At 62.7% G+C, this 19,689-nt stretch carries 15 protein-coding genes and 1 pseudogene; 3 read left to right on the forward strand and 13 right to left on the reverse strand.

Annotated features, from left to right (window positions below):
• The first annotated feature begins 115 nt into the window (after positions 1–115).
• Positions 116–1,168, forward strand: coding sequence for a hypothetical protein (locus AC1DWT_RS40925; RefSeq protein WP_477925027.1), 1,053 nt, complete (start codon positions 116–118; stop codon positions 1,166–1,168).
• 1,295 nt (positions 1,169–2,463) lie between these two features.
• On the opposite strand, the gene AC1DWT_RS40930 is transcribed toward AC1DWT_RS40925, so the two are convergent.
• A complete protein-coding gene (locus AC1DWT_RS40930; RefSeq protein WP_477925028.1) occupies positions 2,464–3,570 on the reverse strand; it encodes a 2-oxo acid dehydrogenase subunit E2 in 1,107 nt (368 codons plus the stop codon).
• Positions 3,571–3,586: 16 nt separating this feature from the next.
• Complete coding sequence (locus AC1DWT_RS40935) at positions 3,587–5,923, reverse strand: transketolase-like TK C-terminal-containing protein (RefSeq protein WP_477925043.1); 2,337 nt, start codon at positions 5,921–5,923, stop codon at positions 3,587–3,589.
• Between the two features lie 358 nt (positions 5,924–6,281).
• Between AC1DWT_RS40935 and AC1DWT_RS40940 the strand changes: the two genes are divergently transcribed.
• A complete protein-coding gene (locus AC1DWT_RS40940; RefSeq protein ID WP_477925030.1) occupies positions 6,282–6,950 on the forward strand; it encodes an Lrp/AsnC family transcriptional regulator in 669 nt (222 codons plus the stop codon).
• Positions 6,951–7,002: 52 nt separating this feature from the next.
• A pseudogene (locus tag AC1DWT_RS40945) lies at positions 7,003–7,643 on the forward strand (thiamine pyrophosphate-binding protein); the annotation flags it as partial.
• Positions 7,644–7,695: 52 nt separating this feature from the next.
• Here the strand turns inward: AC1DWT_RS40945 and AC1DWT_RS40950 are convergent.
• From AC1DWT_RS40950 to AC1DWT_RS41000, 11 genes are all read right to left on the reverse strand, one after another.
• A complete protein-coding gene (locus AC1DWT_RS40950) occupies positions 7,696–9,318 on the reverse strand; it encodes an AMP-binding protein (protein ID WP_477925032.1) in 1,623 nt (540 codons plus the stop codon).
• 167 nt (positions 9,319–9,485) lie between these two features.
• On the reverse strand, positions 9,486–10,589 hold the full coding sequence (locus AC1DWT_RS40955) for a 3,4-dihydroxy-2-butanone-4-phosphate synthase (RefSeq protein WP_477925034.1): 1,104 nt from the start codon (positions 10,587–10,589) through the stop codon (positions 9,486–9,488).
• Positions 10,589–11,110: a flavin reductase family protein gene (locus tag AC1DWT_RS40960; protein WP_164061883.1), complete on the reverse strand. Its 522-nt coding sequence runs from the start codon at positions 11,108–11,110 to the stop codon at positions 10,589–10,591. The genes AC1DWT_RS40955 and AC1DWT_RS40960 overlap by 1 nt, the downstream gene beginning before the upstream one ends.
• Positions 11,111–11,320: 210 nt before the next feature.
• Positions 11,321–12,076 carry a creatininase family protein gene (locus tag AC1DWT_RS40965; RefSeq protein ID WP_206016742.1) on the reverse strand — a complete coding sequence of 252 codons (756 nt, stop codon included), beginning with the start codon at positions 12,074–12,076 and terminating at the stop codon, positions 11,321–11,323.
• Positions 12,077–12,084: 8 nt separating this feature from the next.
• Positions 12,085–14,004 (reverse strand): AMP-dependent synthetase/ligase, encoded by a 1,920-nt coding sequence (locus tag AC1DWT_RS40970; protein WP_477925037.1) that lies wholly within the window; start codon positions 14,002–14,004, stop codon positions 12,085–12,087.
• Positions 14,001–15,158, reverse strand: a complete 1,158-nt coding sequence (locus tag AC1DWT_RS40975) for an ABC transporter substrate-binding protein (RefSeq protein ID WP_206016743.1) — start codon at positions 15,156–15,158, stop codon at positions 14,001–14,003. The genes AC1DWT_RS40970 and AC1DWT_RS40975 overlap by 4 nt, the downstream gene beginning before the upstream one ends.
• A gap of 232 nt (positions 15,159–15,390) precedes the next feature.
• A complete protein-coding gene (locus AC1DWT_RS40980) occupies positions 15,391–16,110 on the reverse strand; it encodes an ABC transporter ATP-binding protein (RefSeq protein WP_206016744.1) in 720 nt (239 codons plus the stop codon).
• Entirely contained in the window at positions 16,097–16,882 is a 786-nt protein-coding gene (locus tag AC1DWT_RS40985; protein WP_206016745.1) for an ABC transporter ATP-binding protein, read from the reverse strand. Before AC1DWT_RS40985 ends, AC1DWT_RS40980 begins: the two co-directional genes overlap by 14 nt.
• On the reverse strand, positions 16,882–17,871 hold the full coding sequence (locus AC1DWT_RS40990) for a branched-chain amino acid ABC transporter permease (protein ID WP_206016746.1): 990 nt from the start codon (positions 17,869–17,871) through the stop codon (positions 16,882–16,884). The genes AC1DWT_RS40985 and AC1DWT_RS40990 overlap by 1 nt, the downstream gene beginning before the upstream one ends.
• On the reverse strand, positions 17,868–18,734 hold the full coding sequence (locus AC1DWT_RS40995) for a branched-chain amino acid ABC transporter permease (RefSeq protein ID WP_065491475.1): 867 nt from the start codon (positions 18,732–18,734) through the stop codon (positions 17,868–17,870). Before AC1DWT_RS40995 ends, AC1DWT_RS40990 begins: the two co-directional genes overlap by 4 nt.
• A 10-nt stretch (positions 18,735–18,744) precedes the next feature.
• On the reverse strand, positions 18,745–19,539 hold the full coding sequence (locus AC1DWT_RS41000) for an enoyl-CoA hydratase/isomerase family protein (protein WP_477925041.1): 795 nt from the start codon (positions 19,537–19,539) through the stop codon (positions 18,745–18,747).
• Between the last annotated feature and the right edge of the window lie 150 nt (positions 19,540–19,689).

A 19,689-nucleotide genomic window follows, 5' to 3' on the forward strand; every position in this document is an offset into this window, starting at 1 on the left:
CAACGACAGACCAACGCCGATCAACGCCAGGTCCAGTGGCACTTCACCACCGACGACGCCCGCATCAAACTCCGCCACCTATATCCCAACACTTAGCAGCGACACGCTACTAGTCGTGTGTGGGGTGCTGGCGTTCGTGAGTTGGGAGGCGACGTGGGGTGGGAGTTCCCAACCGTGGCGCGTCGGTATCACCATCAATTTCGGGGACGCGGCAGCGATCCTGGGTGTCCTCGGTGGGCTGGTGGTCGCGATCAACATCATCGTTTGGGGGTGGCATGCAACCGGTCGGTCGGATCCGCGTGTGTACGCCCATGCCCAGGCGATGGCTCGAGCGGCTGTCGCGGTCGGGCAGGGTGCGATCTTTGTGGGAATCGGACTAGTATTGTCCTATTCGGCAGCTGAATTCGATGTTCCACGACTCTCGTCGGGTCTGATCGCGGTGGCGCTAATCGTCATGATCTCGGTGCATACTGCCGAGGGATTGAACGACGGCACGAACCTGGAGTGGCAGATATATCGTGCCGGAGTCAGGGCCGATGCTGCCCGCCTGGGGCGCGTGCTGGACCGGTGGAATGTCCTCGGCAGCAACGAAAATAGGATCATCATCCGCGTTGTGAGAGACAATGGTATTTCGGCGGTGTTGCTAGCAATTCCGGTGATCGCTGTTCTCTTCGTCAGGGGTGAGAACGGCAGACTCTTCGATATCTCGATGATCGAATGCATCGCTGCGTGTCTCGCGGCTCTGGCACTGACAGTCTGTGCCTTCGTCATCGTCGTCGGAACGGCTCGATCGTTCGTTGTGAAGGACTTCTTCTCGATGGCGCAATATGTGATGGTGGGCGCATTCGTGTATCTGACCGGTGCGTTGTCTGTGCTATCAGTAGCGCTGGGCGAGCAGACAGTTCTTTGGCAGATTCTCCTCGGGCTGGCACTTCTGTTCCTTCTGGGCGGAGCACTGGCTAGGCCAATTTCCGGTCTGCGTCGCACCCACGATCACTGGCTTTTCGGACACAGTGCGCGGCTTGTCGTGCGACGCAGTGTACGCATGCAGCTTGTTCGCAAACTGCGGGTCTTGGGCGAACCAGCGCCCGGTCGGCCGACACCACGACTGGGACGGAGGCAGAAGGTGATCGACTGGTACCACTCAGCAACCGGCTCGCCTACCTAACCAGTTTGAGTGCAGCAACATCGGCGGTCGCGGACCTTCCGGTATCGGTCGTCTTTTGTCTGCAGAATTGCGTTTTCCAGGTAAGAATCGGTGGTTCGACTGAGTGTCTGGGCGGTTGATGTGTTCGGCGCTTCGTATGGCGGCGGGGACCAGATTGGTCGAGGTCGGTGAGGTCGGCGATGGGGAACACTTTGGCTGTCGATTGGTGATTCTCGTCGACGAGGTGGGCGGAGTTCGGCGAAGTCGCCGCCGGTGCAGAGTTGAGCCAGGCACGCGAGGTCAGCGAACGTTGCCGTCGAGACGCTCGCTAGCCCGAGCGTCGCCTGGGCGGCGAGACCGCCATCGTCTGTCAACCATCCCGACCGCGCACGCCGCCAATTCAGGTGACAGTCCCAGGCGTGTCGCTCAGATCCAGTTCAACGGTTATCTAGACAGTCCGGTCTCATCCCGTCGGCCCGTTATGGGCGTTGTGAGAAGTAGATGGTTCGGAGAGTGGTGGCGATCTGGGGGTCGCAATCAGGCACCGAGATGACTTCGGCAAGAACCTCGAAGTATCGCGCCGCTGTCATGCCGTATCGGACAAAGATCTCTTCCGTGGGTACCTTTCCATAGGGTGCCCATGCCTGTGCGAAACGTATGAGATCAATGCTTTCGCTTGGTAGCCCACGGTGTCGCGCTCGGCRCAGTTCCTCGGACATTCGTGCGCGGCGGCGCTGGCGGCGGTAGGCCCTCCGCTGGTCGGAGACGGAATCTACGGACATGGACGTGTGGTTTCGGCTGGGAGTGTTCCGTCCGGGACTTTCCGAACGGCTATTCAATTTCGGTTGTTCGGACATGATCGTTTCTTTTTTTGCATGCAGGACGGGGCCTGCTTGGTGATGAAAATGGTGCCGAGCAGAGATTCGTGCCGAGGGTCCTAGTCGACCACGTGCCAACCCTTGTTTTCCGCGATGTGTCCCATTTGGGGTTGTCGGCAGCGAGAATTGATACTCGCTCTGCTTAATCGGGGATTACTGGTCTCGAGGCGTCCAACTTGTGCTGGCAGAGTGCGATGATGCGTTGCCGGTCCGGTGGGTCCAAGCGTGGGCACGGGGGTGTCAGTAGGAGTGTGAGGAGTCTGCGGTAGTACATCGTTGGCTGCAGTCCGAACTCCGGCAAGATGTACTCGTCGAAGTCGGGGAGGGTGTGGTYGTTTACTGCAACTATTGGGGCCCACCGTAGGGCGAATTCGACGAGACGGTGATCGTCTCGGGTGCCGTGTCCGGGCACAGAGCCTCGGATGTGTGCTGGCCCGTTCACTGCAGGTCCGAGGGGTCGAATCCGTCTTCCAGACGCTGCCGGACGGTGGCGAGGTAGCGGGCGGCGTCGGCGCCGTCGACGATGCGGTGGTCGTAGGACAGTGACAGGTATGCCATCGACTTCACGTTGATCTGGAGCGCGCCGCCGTCGCCGCGGGTGGGGACGAGGCGTTCGACGACGGCTCCGATTCCCAGGATGGCGGATTGGGGTTGGTTGATGATCGGGGTGTCGAACAGTGCCCCGCGGCTGCCGGTGTTGGTGATGGTGAACGTGCCACCGGAGAGGTCGTCGGGGCGGATCGTTCCGGTCCGCACACTGGCGGCGGAGTCGGCGACAGCCCGGGCGAGTTCCGGGATAGGCAACGTATCGGCGTCGCGGATGACGGGCACCATCAGCCCCTTGTCGCTGTCGACGGCCATCCCGAGGTGCACTGCCCCGTGGTAGGTCACCTCGGTGCAGTCAGCGTCGAGCGAGGAGTTGATCACCGGATGCTCGGCGAGCGCGTCGACCGCGGCGGCGACGAAGAACGGCAGGAACGACAGCTTCACCCCGGTCCGGCGGTGGAAGTCTTCCTTCTCCCGGTTGCGCAGCCGGGAGATTTCGGTGACGTCGACCTCGAGGACGGTGGTCAATTGCGCTGATATCTGCAGAGATTCGAGCATCCGCTGTGCGATGGTTCGCCGAATCCGGGGCAGCTTTTCCACCCGGTCGCCCGCGGCTGACAGTGCCGCAGCCTCCGGGGTAGTCGGGTTCGATACAGGTGCACGTGCCGGAGCAGGAGTGGCGGCTGTCGGTGCAGGCGCGGGAGTTGCCTCGGCAGCGGGTGCCGGCGTGTCCTGGGTATCACTGCCTTGTGCGCTGAGGACGGCGAGGGCGGCGCCGACCTCGACGACAGCGTCTTCCGTGGCGATGATCTCGAGGAGGGTGCCTGCGGCAGGCGAGGGGACCTCGGTGTCGACCTTGTCAGTGGACACCTCGAGCAATGGTTCATCCTGCTCGATGTGGTCGCCTGGGGTTTTGAGCCAGCGGGTGATCGTGGCTTCGGTGACGTTCTCACCGAGCGACGGCAGCACCACTGTGGTGCCTGTCTGTGTCGTGGTCATTCTGGGTCTTCCTGGGTTAGTCGACGAGGTCGAGCGCGGTGCGGACGACGGCATCGGTGTCGATGCCGTGGTAGCGGTAGACGTCGTCGAGGGAACCGACCTGCCCGAATTTGCTGACACCGAGTGCCGCGCCGGGGACGTGGTTGATGCCGGTCAGGAACGCGAGGGTGTGCGGGTGGCCGTCGAGGACGGTCACCATCGGTGTGGCCCGGCCGGCGGGGAACACCTGGTCGAGGATCCACGACGGGCCGTCGGCGAGTCCGCGGCGGGCCTGCACCGCCTCGAACAACAGACCGGGACTGGTCACGCACACGACGTCGGCGGCAATCCCCTGCTCGGCCAACCGGTCCGCGGCGGAGAGGGTTTCGGTGATCATGGCGCCCATCCCGACCAGGGTGACCGCCGGGTTGTCGCTGTGCCGGAGGGTGTACGCGCCGGCGACGACCTGACGGCGGCGGCGTTCCCGCGCCGCCGGATCTGACGGCACCGCGGCCAGGGTCTGATCCAGCGGGCGGGTCGAGAGCCGCAGGTACGACGAGGAGCCGTCCGGGCGGCCGAGGCGGGAGATGCTGTCGAGGAGCGTCCACTCGACGTCGATCGCGAAGGCGGGCTCGTAGCTGACGCAGCCGGGCTGCTCGAGGCCGATCGACGGGGTCTTGATCGACTGATGCGCCCCTCCCTCCGCGGCGAGGGTCACCCCGGACGGGGTGCCGACCAGGATCGACTGCCCACCCGCGTAGATGCCGTAGGACCAGGGTTCGAGGGCCCGTTCGACGAACGGGTCGTACATCACCCCGATCGGGAACAGCGGCTGCCCCCACCGGCTCCAGGTGGAACCGAGCTCACCCATCAACCCGACCAGGTTGGTCTCGGCGATGCCGAGTTCCATGTGCTGGCCGGTGGGCTTTTCCCGCCAGTGCATGATCGTCTCGGCGTCGTCGTCGAACCAGTTGCGGCGCTCGTGCGGCGACCACACCCCCACCTTGTTCAGCCACCCCGCCAGGTTCGTGGTCGAGGAGACGTCGGGGCTGACCGTGACCACCCGTTTCGCCGCCTCCGGGGCCTGGCGGGACAGATCCAGCAACGCGCGACCCAGTGCGGCCTGCGTCGTGGACGTCCCCGACGGGGTGCGGCCGATGTCCGTCGGGACCGCGGGCGGGGTTACCAGCTCTACAGGGTCGCGCTGCAACCACTGGGAAACCGCATCGCAGACGCGGCCCGCCGTGCTGTTCTGGGCGAATCGTGCCCACGGGTTGCCAGGGTCCATGCCGAGTTCGGCGGCGAGCTGTTCGTACTGCTCGACGGTCAGCAGCGACGAGTGGTTCTGCGGGTGCCCCTGGGTGGGCAGGCCGCGGCCCTTGATGGTGTAGGCGATGATCACTGTCGGGCGGGTGTCGTCGATCTGCCCGTAGGCCGCTCGGAGGGCGTCGAGGTCGTGGCCACCGAGGTTGCGGATGGCCGCGAGGAGGGTGTCGTCGTCGAGGCCGGCGATCAACGATCCGATCGCGGCGGTGTCGGGGCCGTCGCCGGGCAGCCGGTCCCGCACCTGCTCGGCGTCGCACCGCAGCAGCCGCTGGTATTCGGGGTTGGGCATGTCCAGGATCCGGGTCCGCAGCTCTGTTCCGCCGGGCCGGGTGAACAGCGATTCGAGCAGGGTCCCGAATTTCACGGTGATGACCTGCCAGCCGGCGGCGGAGAACATGGCCTCGAGCCGGCCCGCGGCGATGTTCGGCACCACCCGGTCCAGGGACTGCCGGTTCAGGTCGACGATCCACACGATCTCCCCGAGTTCGGACACGGACGTGTCGAGGATCGCCTCCCACACCGCGCCCTCGTCCAACTCGGCGTCACCGACGAGCGAGTACTGGCGACCCGTGCCCGCAGAACCGATCTGGGTGTTCACGTAGCGGCGGGCGACGGCACCCCAGATCGGGGCCGTCGCGCCGATCCCGACCGACCCGGTCGAATAGTCCACCGGATCAGGATCTTTCAACCGGCTCGGGTACGACTGGAGGCCACCGAACTCCCGCAGCGTCGTCAGATACTTCTCGCCCAGCTCACCGAGCAGGTAGTTGATGCCGTGCAGCACCGGCGAGGCATGGGGTTTGACCGACACCCGGTCACCCGGCCGGAGCTGCTCGAACCACAACGACGTCATGATCGAGACCATCGACGCGCACGACGCCTGATGCCCACCGACCTTCAATCCTGTCGGATTCGGGCGAACCCGGTTGGCGTGGTGGATCATCGCGGTCGACAACCAGAGCACCCGGCGTTCGATCTCGCGGAGCACCTCAGGGGTCGGTGACTGTTCGGAAGGGGAGTGCAGATCAATCGTGCGAGTGCCGTTCATCATGTCCGTCCTTGCTGTGAGATCCTGGCGCCAACGTTGATCAGCATGCTCAGGTTGTGAGCGAGGCAAATCATGTGGCAAAGGCAGCCGGACTTGGATGAGGCCGGTCCTGTCGATGACAGCGTTTCGAGCTACCCATCGCGAGATGCGTTCCGGATGCAGAACTAGAGACAGTCCACCATCCGCATACGCTTTTCGGCAATACCGCTCGCAGAACTTGCGCATTCTGCGAATCATCACCCACACAAGGGCAGTTGGAGGTTGGCAATATGCCCACCGGGAGCACTGTCGACTCAATCGACGCCAAGATCCTCAAGACACAGACCGAGGATTCGCGGGCGTCATCGCGTTGGCCGACATGACCAGCCTGTCCCAAAACACCGTGCAGGCCCGGCTCAGCAAGCTCGAAAATCAGGGTGTGCTTCACCCGTTCGAACGCCGAATCGACCCGGTCGCCCTCGGATACCCGCTGACCGCGTTCATCCTGACCGGTGTCACGCAGTGGAAGCTGACGCCCATCGCGGAGTCGATGGACCGCATCCCCAAGGCGATCGAGGTGCACGGACGCAGCGGTGTCACAGACGTTCTCATCCACGTCGTCGCCCGCGACGCCGACGACTTCTACCGCATTGCGGGACGGATCCTCGACATCGACGGGGTCGAGCAGACCACCACCGCACTCGTGATGCCCCAGCTCGCTTACCGGCTGAACTCTCCGCTGGCACAGCTCGTCGACGGACGTGACCGCGGCGGCGTATTCAAAGTTCTCACCGACGGACGCGGAAAAGTCTCTGTCGCAAGCAGTCTGCTGAAGCAGTCACGGATCGATTGCGATCCGCCTTGGTTGATGCTGAATGCTCGTTTCGCGTTCCCCGACATGAGTCGACACCATCCTCAGATCTCCAGGATGCGCGACAGGCAGCGACGTCACACTCCGGATTACCGCCTCGCCGAGTCGTTCCCAGCACTTTCGATTGCCACAGAGGGTTCCCGTGAGCGCCCTGGCCCGTCCGCCAGCCCAACATAGAACACACCGCCTCACCCAACGCTCCCCGGAAAGTGGCAGCGGAGCTCAGTCAATGGTGCGCTGGCTCGAAGAACTCGGTGTCGACTGCGTGTTCGGCATCCCTGGGGAGCCATTCTGCGGATATACGGCCCGCTGCTCGAATCGACCCACATCCGACACATTCTTGTCCGGCACGAGCAAGCCGACGGCCATGCCGCCACAGGATATGTGCAGGCCACCGGCAACGTCGGCGTCTGCATGGCCAGCTCCGGCCCCGGCGTCACCAGTCTCGTGACCCAGGCTCGCCGACGCACAGATGCACTCTGTTCCCCGCGTCGCGATCACCGGCCAGGTCTCCCGCGACCCCATCGGCACCGATGCCTTCCAAGAAGCTGACATCCGCGGCATCACCATGCCAATCACCAAGCGCAACTTCCTGATCACCGACCCGGCCGACGTCCCACGCACCCTCGCCGATGCCTTCCACATCGCCTCCAGCGGACGCCCGGGGCGGCACTCGTCGACATCGCGAAAGACGTTTTGCAGGCTGCAGCCACGCTCTCGTGGCCACCAGAGAAGCACCTGCCTGGCTATCGACCACCTGACGCGCCGTCGCCCGAACAGATCCGCGCCGCAGCCAGCATGATCGGCGAAGCCGAGAGAGCTGTTCTCCAAGGTGGCGGCGTGATCAAGGCAGATGCCGCGAGCAAACTATGTCCCACGCGGTGCCGGGCGCCCCACCGACCGTGCAACAGCTCGAAAGATCTCAGCCGTTGATCATGTTATGCAGTGAACTCCACTCCGCCTCACGCAGTTCGTTCTTGCGGATCTTTCCGGTTGAAGTTCTGGGAAGATCGTCGACGAACTCGACCGATCGTGGTGCCTTGTATGACGCGATACGCGATTTCACGTGTGCGATGACCTCGGCCTCGTCGATGTGCGCTCCACTGGCAGTCATCACGAACGCTTTTGGTCGTTCGCCCCACTTGTCATCAGGTGCCCCCACGACGGCGGCTTCGAGTATCGCCGGATGCGACAGAATAGCTTGCTCTACCTCGATCGTCGAAATATTCTCTCCCCCGGAGATCACGACGTCCTTCGCACGGTCGAGAAGTTGCACGTATCCGTCTGGATGCATGACGCCCAGGTCGCCTGAGTGGAACCAGCCACCCTCGGTTGCTTTCCGCGTACCGTCCTCGTCGTCGTAATAGCCTTTCATCACGGTATTTCCGCGCATGACGATCTCGCCCATCTCTGTGCCGTCTGCGGCCACGTCGGTCAACTCGCCCGCCGGTGAAAGCCCGGGACGCACAACCCGCAGCCGCTCGGCAGTGATCGTGCCGACACCTTGGCGCGCCGTGAGTTTCGCGTGGTCCTCGACATCCAGCTCGTCCCACTCGGGCTTGGGTTCACAGACGGAGTAGGGTCCGTAGGTTTCAGTGAGGCCGTAGATGTGCACTATCGATGCGCCCAGAGCGCGGATCCTGGCGATGATGGTGGGGCTGGGTGGCGCACCTCCGTTGCTGATGGTCAACGGTGTTGTGAGGAGGTGGGCCTGCTCAGCGTTGGCCAGGAGGGTCAGAACTGTCGGTGCTCCGTTGAGGTGTGAAATCTGGTGCTCGTCGATCAGCGACCACATGCTGTCGGCGCGCACCGCCCGGTAGCAGACGTGTGTACCGAGCGCGGCAGTGACCGCCCAGGTCGTGCACCATCCGTTGCAATGGAACATCGGCAGAGTCCACAGATACTTGGTGGTCTTACCAAAGCCTGAGTGTAGGATTCCGCCGAGCGAGTTGAGGTAGGCGCCGCGATGGGAGTACATGACTCCTTTAGGGCGGCCCGTGGTGCCGGAGGTGTAGTTGATTGCTATCGTTCGGTTCTCGTCGTCTATCTCCCAGCGTAGATCATCGCCGTGGCCGCGAGTCAGCAGCGAGTCATAGCTGTCAAGTTCGTTAGGTGCGGTGAAAAGACCTTCCACCGTAGGTAGTTCGATCCACGCGCCGACGGTCGCGAAATCTAGTCCGGCGTCGAGCAGCGGCTTCAGTAGCTCGATCTCACCGAAGAGCAGGTGCACACCAGCATGCCCGCAGATGTACTCGATCTCCGCCGCTGACAAGCGTGTGTTGATCGCGACGAGTACACCGCGCGCGAGGGGGACGGCGTAATGGGCGATGAGCAGCTCGGCGGAGTTGGTGGCCAGATACGCGACCCGTTCGCCATCCGTAATACCGGAAGCTCGGAGTGCCTTCGCGAGGGCCTGTACTGCGGCGCCGAATTCACGGTAGGTCCATCGGCGCTCGCCGTCGATGATTGCGATCTTGTCCGGCATGACCTCGACTGCACGTTCGAGGAAGCGAATGGGTGTCAATGGAATGTCGAGACCGGTCACGGATCCYCCAGGTGAAGCAGCGCCTCATACGAAGCGCTGGGCGAGTCGGGTGCTTGTTGCGAGTTTGCGGCGGCGACTACGTCGATGCCTCGAGGGGAAGTGGAGTTCTGGCTGCGGCGTTAAATTCGCGCCCACAGCTTTCGTCCCCCTGCCGCGGTTCGAGGCAGTCAGAGCGACGCGGCGGTCTTGTAGCCCGGATTGCGGACAGTCGGCGTCAGGTCGAGCGCGCAGGCCGACGTCGGGTTCTGACCACCCGGCCATCCGCACACCATGACCTTGGTGAACCCAAGGTGGGTGAGGATGGAAGTGATGGATCCCTGTGCCAGTTCGTGTCCCTGAACCGTGTACTGGTGGGCGGGCCGCGGGTTCGACCGCAAGTAGACGATGATCCCGCATTCTGCGGCGATGTGGGCTCGACGGGTCTCGAACTCATGTCGGCACCCGCAGTCGGATACGAGCGGATCGCGGTGCGAACATTCGAAGACGATGTACACCGTCGGAGCTGCCGCAGGCGTTGTTGAACCGATGAAGGCCGTGTGGTGGGCACCGGTCAGTTCGTCGTCGAAGTCGACTACGCGCATGGACCTGTCTGGAACGTCCACAATCCGTGTAGCAGTCTGGCGAACCCGCCCAACGTGGCCGTCACCGTGATGTAGGCGGTAGTGCACCACATCCTGGAGCTGCACCACTGGAACACGCTGGACCCGGGCGAATACCGCGAGTTCGGTGCCCTGCAGCAGGGTTCCATCGTCACTCAGCAACGTGGCCGTCAGCGCTACTGGCGGAAGTCCGGCGATTTCGCACAGGTCGACCGCCGCTTCCGCACTGTTTCGGTGCTCGATCACTCCGCGTGGAGCTGTTCTCAACGGCAGGACGTGTCCCGGYCGCGTCAGATCCACTGGGCGGGTCTGCGGGCTGGCGAGCACCCGAGCGGTCCGCGACCGGTCGGTCGCACTGATACCGGTTCCGACGCCGGCAGCGGCGTCCACACCTATACCGAAGGCCGGAGTTGTTGCGCTGGAGCCGTTGCCCCGCACCATTGCGGGCAGTTCCAGGTCGTCTGCCCGGGTCGAGCGCATCGCCGCACACAACAGTCCGGAGGTGTATCGAACTGCCCATGCGGTCCACCGTGGGCTGGCGAGGGCGGCGGGAATCAGCACATCGGCGACTTCCTGATCGTCAGCCCCGCTGACGATCAGTACCGGCGCTCCGGTGGTCAACGCGTTTGTCGCGGATTGGATTCTTTGTTTCGGATCACAGACGTCGGTCATCACGACTCCTCACCGATCACGAGGGTGCGAAAACGGCTGTCATGAAAGACAAGGGGTTTCGCTGTCTCATTAACCGCGGAGCTGTTGACCTCCAGAAGTACAACATCGTGGTCCCCTGCGGGGATCGACGTTGAGATCCTGCAATCGAGCCATGCTGCGGCGTCGGCTAGGAATACTGCAGTGGATTCGCCTGCAAACCAGGAGATCCCGGCGAACCGATCGGTGTTCTTGGCCGCGATCTGGCGACTCGCTGCTTCGTGCGTCGATGCCAGGACCGAGATACCCAGATGGCCGTCCTTCGACAGAGACGGCCACGTCGTCGAAGTGTGCTGCACGCAGATCGACACCAACGCCGGGTCCATGGACACTGGTGTGAACGAAGTAGCTACGATTCCCACCGGTCGTCCCTCCTGGAGCGCGCACACTGCCGCGACGCCAGTCGGGTACTGCCCGTACAGTCGGCGGAGCCTGGTGGTATCCCGTTCCGAGTCACCTGTCTTTACTGGATCGAAAGTCATCATGGCGTACCGCCTTGGCTGAGTGGTGAATTGATCTGCTCGTTGAACACACTGCATCGCTCACGGAGGTCGCCCTCCGAGTGGTGGAGGCGATCCGGCGACGACCGGTACGAAGTCGGGTTGAATGTCCCCTTCGTTGTGTGGGGACGATTGTATCGAGCGGACTTATCGGCGTCGGAGGATCGCGTAAGGGTTGCTCCCATGTCGTGCATGTCAGGCACCCCGGGCACGCGCATGCTGGACGATGAGGGAGGTGACGGCATCGAGGCATGCCGCCCCGATGGATGGCGACGCGCCCGCAGGGTCTCCCAGGACACCGTTTGGCGATATCGAACTGATGCCCTCACGGAAGGCGCGATCGAGGAGTCCCTTGTCAACCATGCCCGAGTATCCGCGGGCAAAGCGCTCGACGCGAACCTTGTCCGGGTGAAGTGCGAGCATCACAGAGGTTTCTGCGACGTCGGCGTGCCCACCGACGTTGCCGCCCAGGGAGGCCATGTCCTCGGCGGCCCAGCGCCAGGCGTCCAGAATCGCTTCACTGTCGGTGAAGACGATGACCGACAGTGGTGCCAATTTGTCCGCCAGACGCAACTCGAAGTCGCGCATGACCGGGTAGTTGCCGATGTGGCCCGAGAACAGGACAATCCGCTCGAAACCGGACGCGGCCAGGTGGGCGCCGTAGTCTTCGCAGATCGCCTCGAGAGTCGACGCCCGGAGAGACAGTGTGCCGGGGTATCCGAGATGATGTGGCGAGTATCCGACACGAACGGTCGGCAGGACGAGCGCACCGCCGAGGTCGTTCGCGACCCGCACGGCAAGCTCGTCGGCGTGGTCGGCGTCCATTGATAGCGGTAGATGCCGGCCGTGTTGTTCGACTGCACCGAGGGGCAGGATCGCTGTGCGTGCCCCGTCTGCGATTGCGTCACCGATTTCGGCACTCGTCATGTATTCGATCCGAAGTTCGTTCATAGTGGCACCTACTTGCGATCCGTCCTGGCAAATCGAGCCTGGCGGGCAATCTCGTCCTGCTCGCCGACGTCGTACATGTCGTCGACGAGATCGGTGAAGGAGGCGAGGATGTTGGAGCGCCGGATGGTGGCTTTGGCCGTCAGCTCGCCCGCTGCTGCTGACAGCGCCCGCGGCAGAATCCGGAACTTCTTCAATTGCAGTGGACGGGCGAGTTCGGAGTTGACCTCGTCGATCCATCGGGTCAGAGCAGCATCGCGTTCGTGTGGAGTCATTGCCTGCGTCTCGTCGCTGACGCTGAGCAGTACCGTGAGGTATTTCCGGCCTTCGCCTACGACGATCGCCTCGTCGATGAGCGGACTCGCTTTGAGCCGTACCTCTATCGGCTGCGGGCTGACGCTCTTGCCGCCGCTGGTCTTGAGGACATCCTTCATTCGCCCGATGATCGTCACCTCGCCATCGGAGCTCAGCTCGACAAGATCGCCTGTGCGATACCACCCGTCCTCCAGAGCCGAGGCTGTGGCTTCCGGATTGTGCCAGTAGCCGTCGAAGAGACATGGGCTGCGCACCTGCAGCTCGCCTTCGTGGGATACACGGACAACCCACCGGGGATCGGGCATGGCCTTTCCGATGGTTCCTGGCGCCGGAAAGGCCCGGTCCCATTGGGCGATCACGGAGCCACACGTTTCTGTTGTACCGAAAAGCTCGCGAAGATCGAGACCCCACATATGCCAGAGCGCGGCGACGTCGGGGGTCATGCTTCCGGAGGCTGTCCAACTGACCTTGATGCGGTCCATGCCGACCTTCGCCCGCAGTGGTAGGAAGACGCATTTCATGCACAATCCGTAGAGCGCTTCGAGGTACCTTGGCACCTGACGCCCACGCCAGCGTAGATCACTGACCTTGCGGGCGACCTTCATGGCAATCGAGTATCCGAGGCGGAAGGCTCTGCCGGACTCGGCAAGCGTCTGCAGCACTTCGCTGGCGAGCTTCTCATGCATCCTCGGCGGCCATAGGACGGCAGTTGGCCGCACCCCGATGAGCGCTTCAACTCGCTGATCCATTGTGCAGTACGTGATGACGAGTCGCGTCATTATCGGCGCGAAGACGCCGACTAGAGCCGGCGCGACGTGTGATAGTCCGAGGAATCCAACGAGATCGTGCCGGGTCGTCCCGATCTCGGGGTAGGACATTGCGAAACCAAGTACGGAGTACTGGAGAGTGCGGTGCGTGTGTCTCACGCCCTTTGGCGCGCCGGTGGATCCAGACGTGTAAAACAGCGCGGCCAGCTGGTCTATGTCGCCCGCTTCGACAAGAAGCGTGAACAGTTCCGGCTCAGCCACAGCCCGTGCGCTTCCGACGGCGCGTAAGTAGTCCCAATGTACGGTTTTGACCGTTTCCGGCAGGTCCGCTGGCTCGGCATCGAACCCGATAGTTGCACGCAAATGTGGCAGTCCGGCAGCGACCGCGCGGACCTTGGCGATGTCAGATGTGCCCTCGGCGAAAATAGCAGTTGCGCCGCTGCTTTCGAGCGCGTACTCAACCTCGGGGACCGAGCTGGTTGGATACACGCCGACGGGAACGCCGCCGACACTCAGGATGGCGAGTGCCGCCACGACCCACTCCCGGCGGGTAGAAGACATGATGGCCACCCGGTCGCCCGGCGCCACCCCGAGATCATGGAGGCCCAGGGTGGTCTCCCGCACTTCCTCCAGGTACTCGCTCCAGCTGGTCGGGCGGGCATCGCCGTCCACCCAACTGCAGAATGCGACCGTATCCGGTTCGCGCTCGGCGCGGTCGCACAGCATCTGAGCGAAGGTGCGATCCACGGCTTCGAATCCCGACACGCTGCGCAGCACGGGTACCCCGTTCCTGCCGCCTTCAGGCGAACTCTTTGAAACCATGTTCTTCATCTCCGTCCCCACGGTCACTGCAATTCCTCAGCCAGATCATTGATCTCGGTGCCCGTGTAGCGCTTGACTACCTGCCACTTCCCATCGACCACCTGATATACGCCGTAGTCGGGTGCGGCCGTGTTCGTCGAGTTGAAGTCGACGGGGCCGCTGGCACCGTGATAGTCGATCTTCTCATCTCTGGCCAGGAGATCCAGGCCCTCATCCAGGGAGAACACCGGCGCGCCACCGGAATCAGTCACGTTGTGAAGATTCTCGGCAATCGCCGTGCCTGTAGCCTCGCCACCGGCCGCCATCGCCAAGAGTCCCGAAACGATCGCATCGTATGCCATGGCCGCCGTGGGCTGCTGAGCGATGGCCATGCCTTGCTCCTGGCCGTACTCCTCGATCAGCATATCGCGCATCCCCGAGACGGACGGCGAGTCTGCTGCGAACGCGGACTGCCCGTACGCGCCTTCGAGGTATTGGGCACCGACCTCGTCGAGTAGCACGGGGAAGGTCAGCTCGGCGATAAAGGACCATTTGCCAGGAATCCCTGACCGCGCCCACTCGCGCACGATCGGTACAGCAGGCTCGACGGAGCCGGCGAGAAACACCATATCGGGTTGGGGTTCAAAGGCACTGCGAACCTCCGGCAGATAGGAGCTCTGTCCCCCGTTGAATGCGACTTTCGCCACGACCTTGCCGCCGAGCCGTGTGTAGTAGTCCTCCAACCAGCTCGATGTGCTTCGTGCTGAGTCAGAGTTTTCGTAGAGTATCGATAGAGTCTTGAAACCGTTGTCCCAGATGTTTTTTGCAACCGCCAGGCCATCGAAAGTGTCCGGGCCAATGGTACGGAAGGTGTAGGGGTTGGCCTGGTCGTCGTACTCGACGATGCCGGCATACGGAGATGCGATGGCAACCTCGCTGCGTTCTGCCTGGCTGAGCGTCGCCATGAATGTCGATGACGTCGGACCCAAGATGAATTGCGCGTCATCTTTATTGATGAGCTTGGTGACGGCGCGGACTCCATCCTCGGCGTTGAACTTCTCGTCCTCGCTCACAACCTCGAGTGTAGTCCCGTTGATGCCGCCGCGTTTGTTGACATGGTTCACTACTGCTCGGGTGATCGAATCGACGGGCCCGCCGAAAATGGCGGCTTCACCCGATAGCGGCGCGGCCACACCGATCACCGTGGTTCCGCCGGACGCCCCTCCACCGTCGCCACAACTTGTGAGCACTGCCCCGGTCGCCATGACGACGCACGCGACTGACACCTTACCTGCTGTTGCTCTTAGTACTTTCATCCTCAAAATCTCCTGTGGGACTATTGCTTCGGGGAGGGCGGTAGACACTTCTTGGTAGAAGCAAGGAGAGTCAAACCGGTATTCTCTATCTGCGATCGCGTAAAACCATGCGTGGCGCTCACGCCTGTGGAATTCGGGCACCCAAAAACATCTCGGCGAAGCCCGGATCCGCGAGCAGTTGCGGCCCGTTCGCCTCGTGATGAATCTGGCCGGATTCCATGAGAAATACGCGTCCGCACAGCGGCAGGATTTGGCTGGGATGCTCTTCGATCACCCATAAGACGCCAGTCCCGCTGCGCTCGATAACGCAGATCTGCTCGATGAGTGAATCGACAATCTGTGGCGCTAGCCCGGTGGTGGGTTCGTCGAGGATCAACAGCCTCGGCCGCATGAGCAACGAGGAGGCGATGGCGAGCTGCTGGCGTTGCCCGCCTGAAAGCGTCCCAGATCGCTGCTTCCGGCGCTCGGCGAGGATCGGGAACAGCTCGAAAACCTCATCCACGCGGTCATGAGGCAGCCGCATCGCGCGCGTGACAACTTCCAGATTGTCCTCGACGGATAGTGCGCCAAAGACGTTGCGCAGCTGAGGCGTATATCCGAGGCCGCGGCGAGCTCGCTCGCGGGCGGGCATCCCATCGAGTGGCTCTCCACCAAGCTTGACGCTCCCGCCGCGCGCATCGACGACCCCGGCGATGGTCTGCACGAGGGTTGTCTTGCCGGCGCCATTAGGACCAATGATGGCTGTGATCGATCCTTCATCAGCAGCAAAAGATATGCCACGGATGATGTTATTTCGACCGTACCCGCTGGTTAGGTTCTCGACATCAAGCAGTGGCACTGCGCACTCCCAAATAGGTTTCGATAACTAGGGGGTCGCGGATGACTTCCGCCGGTGGGCCGCTTGCGATGACATGGCCGTCGTGCATTACGTACAGTGCATCGGAAATCGCGTTCATGAACGACATGTTGTGCTCGATGACGAGCACCGTTACACCCTCGACGTCGCGCAGCTGACGCACTGTCGTCGATAGGCGGTGCTGATCGTCGGGGTTGAGCCCCGAGGAAGGCTCATCGAGCATCAACAGCGACGGCGGCTCCATGAGCAGTCTGGCAATCTGGAGCAGGCGCCCCTGGCCGATCGACAGATCTCCCGCGCGGGCATTCGCCAGTTCCGTCAATCCCAAGCGATCAAGCAATATCCATGCACGGTCGACCAAGCTGCGCTCACTCACCGAAATCTGCCGCGGAGACGTGAAGAGCCGTGACAGGCGCTCGCCTGGCACTGTGCGCACAGAGGTGAGCAGATTCTGCACGACCGACATGTCGGTGAAGTCGGCGGTGTTCTGAAATGTGCGCTTGAGACCCATCCGGGCAAGTTGATGCGTCGGTGCCCCTGTCACGACGCGACCGTCGAACAGGACCGTCCCCGCATCAGGCTCGAGGAAACCGGACACCGCGTTGAACAGCGTCGTTTTGCCGGACCCGTTTGGCCCGATGAGACCAGTAACCTTGCCTCGGCCCACTACCATGTCGACACCGTCGAGCGCCCGGAGCTGACCAAAGCTCTTCACAACGCCCTTCACTTCGAGCAAGGGATTCGGTGTAGTCATCAGCGACCACCCGCCGCAGAAGTGGCCAGCACAGCAGGCGCCACGGAGGCGGAGCGGGGTGGCGGGTAGACGGCCAGCCGCGGCCGGAAGAGACCACCCGGCCAGAACAGGAGTATCACAATGAGGACCAAACCCTGCAGTGCGTCCTGAAGACTGGCCAACAGCTCCGGCGTAATGAAGTCCACCTGGATGTATGTGAGGCCTTCGCGCAGACCCAACAGGACGACCGCACCAAGCACCGCGCCGGCATTGCTGCCTGTCCCGCCGATAATCAGAGCAATGAAGACCGTGAAGGTGATATTCACGTTGAAGAATGTCGGAGTAAGGATCGACAGATACCACACGTACATGACCCCGGCCAGACCCATGAAGAACGCGGCAAAGACGAAAGCCTTGAGCTTGACCGCGTAGACGTTCACACCGAGCGAGCGAGCGACTGCTTCGTTCTGGTTTATGGCGCGCAGGCTTCGACCGAAAGCCGATCGCGTCACACGCCGGAAGAGCAGGTAGCTGATTCCGAGAACAACCACAACGGCCGCGGCGACGAACAACGCCTGCGCTCGGCCCGGGATGATGTCGAGACTGGGCACCGGCGCGTTCAGCAGTCCGCGCGCCCCATTAGCGATCGCCGGTTGGTTGATGAACAGCTGGCGGATCACCTCGGCAAGCGCGAGCGAGACAACAGCGAGGTACTCACCACCGACCCTCAGTAGGCCGCTTCCCACAACGAACGCGAGTAGAGCTGATACAAGACCACCGATGATTGCGCCCGCCCACCACGGCAAGCCAAGCCCGAGAATATATGTGTAGGAGCCGGATGGAGCCGGCATGACAGCGAGTGCGTAGGCGTAGGCGCCGACACCGAAGAACGCCGCCACACCGAAGTTCACCATCCCGCCGACACCGAACTGAAGGTTCAGCGCTAGGGCTGCGACGGCGTAGATCCCCATAAGGGTGATCAGTCCGCCAAGAATCAGCAGAGTGCTCATGCGACACGCTCCTTCGGACCGCTGAAGAGGCCCTCAGGCCGGATGAACACGACCAAGGCGATGACCGCGAACACAACCATCTGGGTGTATTCGGACGGGATGACGAGGGTCGCGAGACTTGACGTGAGACCAACGAGGACGGCCGCAAGCATCACGCCGTAGATACTGCCGAGTCCGCCGATGATTGCGGCGGCGGAAATGATCAGCACCTGATCCCAGCCAAGCTCGGGGTAAATGCGTGCGGTGAAGGCGATGAGCGTTCCCGCCAGCGCAGCCAGCGCACTCGCCACCGCCCAGGTGAGGTATTGCAGATAGGAGGTGTTGACGCCGCGAATTTGAGCCAGCGCCTGATTGTTGGCCATCGCGCGCAACGCCCGTCCGCTGTAGGACTTCGACAGCCAAAAATGCAATGCCACAACCACCAGGGCGGCAATGATGACTACCGCGACCTGATCAATTCCGGCCACTGCAATCCCACCGATGCGGAAGGTCTCTTGCAGAGGGACGTTGAGCGTCTTTACGCCGTACCCCGTGAATACCTCGATCATTGCGTGAATGAAGAATGCGAGACCGACGGACGCGATCATCGGGATATAGTGCGGACGTCCGCGCATCGGCCAAAAGATCAGCCGAGCCGATACGACGCCCGCCACCGACGTGACCGCGATCGCCGCGAGACAGGAGACTATCCAGTGCAGCCCAAGCAGCACGTTGAATCCGTACGCACTGAACCCGCTGAGCACAATGAGCTGGGGAAGCGCGATATTGAGGAAGCCCTCCACCCGGCGCACGAGTTCAAAGCCCACTGTCGCGAGCAGCAGAACCGCGCCGCTGACAAAGCCTGCAACAACGACGGCTAACACGATTCCACCTTCATCCCTTTCCTCCTCGAGATCGTCTGCCGTTCCAGCTATCTCGCAATCCTCGGGCAACGGGGTCGTCGAAGTATTCGGCGGCAGACCCAAGTGTGCGCTGCAGAGAGGTACCGTCGCGGGCGTCGTCTGGATCGTTCAGGCTGCGTTTCAAAGCGCCGTAGAGCACTGGTGCCTTTGCCCCGGCGAGTCTCGCGGATGCGACTGCCGCATCGACAAGCTCTGCGGGGTCCGCGAGAACATCGACGAGGCCGATCTCCAGTGCGCGCTCGACATCAAATAAGTCCCCCGACAAGAGCAGTTTCCTCGCTGCGCGTGCTCCGAGTAGTCGGGTGGCGCGCTGAATGCCCTTATCGGCCGGTAGGAGGCCATGATTGATCTCTGGGAAACCGAATCGCGCACCTTGGACGGCCAACACGGTGTCGGCGAACAGGGCAATCTCCATGCCACCGCCCACACAGTAACCATTGATCGCGCCGATCACCGGTCGCGGGTATCGGTCCATGGCCACGAGTAGCGCATGAAACTCCCGCATCCGGGCGTCCAGCTCTTCTTGGGCGGCTCCCTCGAGCTCTCTTATGTCGCCTCCGGCACAGAAGAATCGTTCTCCCTGACCTGTGAGGACGACCGGCGGCGCTTCACGCATCTCGCCGAGTTCGGCAAACAGCGCCGCGAGACTGTGAATGGCAGATCGGTTCAGTGCGTTTGCCGGCGGCCGGTCCACGGTGACGACCAGGACGCCCGCGCGGTCTACAGTGGTGAACCCAGCGGCCTGTCGGGTCTCAAGTCCTGACATGCTTCACCTAGCAACTTCTTGCGTCGCCGGGGAATCAAAGACGGAGTGGTTATCGCGGCGGGCGGAGGGGAATTGGGCCGGCCGGCCCTCGCGGAAGGCTTGTCGGGCCTCTGTGTAGTCCGCGCCGGCGAAATTGAGGGTCTCCAACGC

It is taken from the genome of Rhodococcus sp. P4_B6 (genome assembly GCF_056402215.1).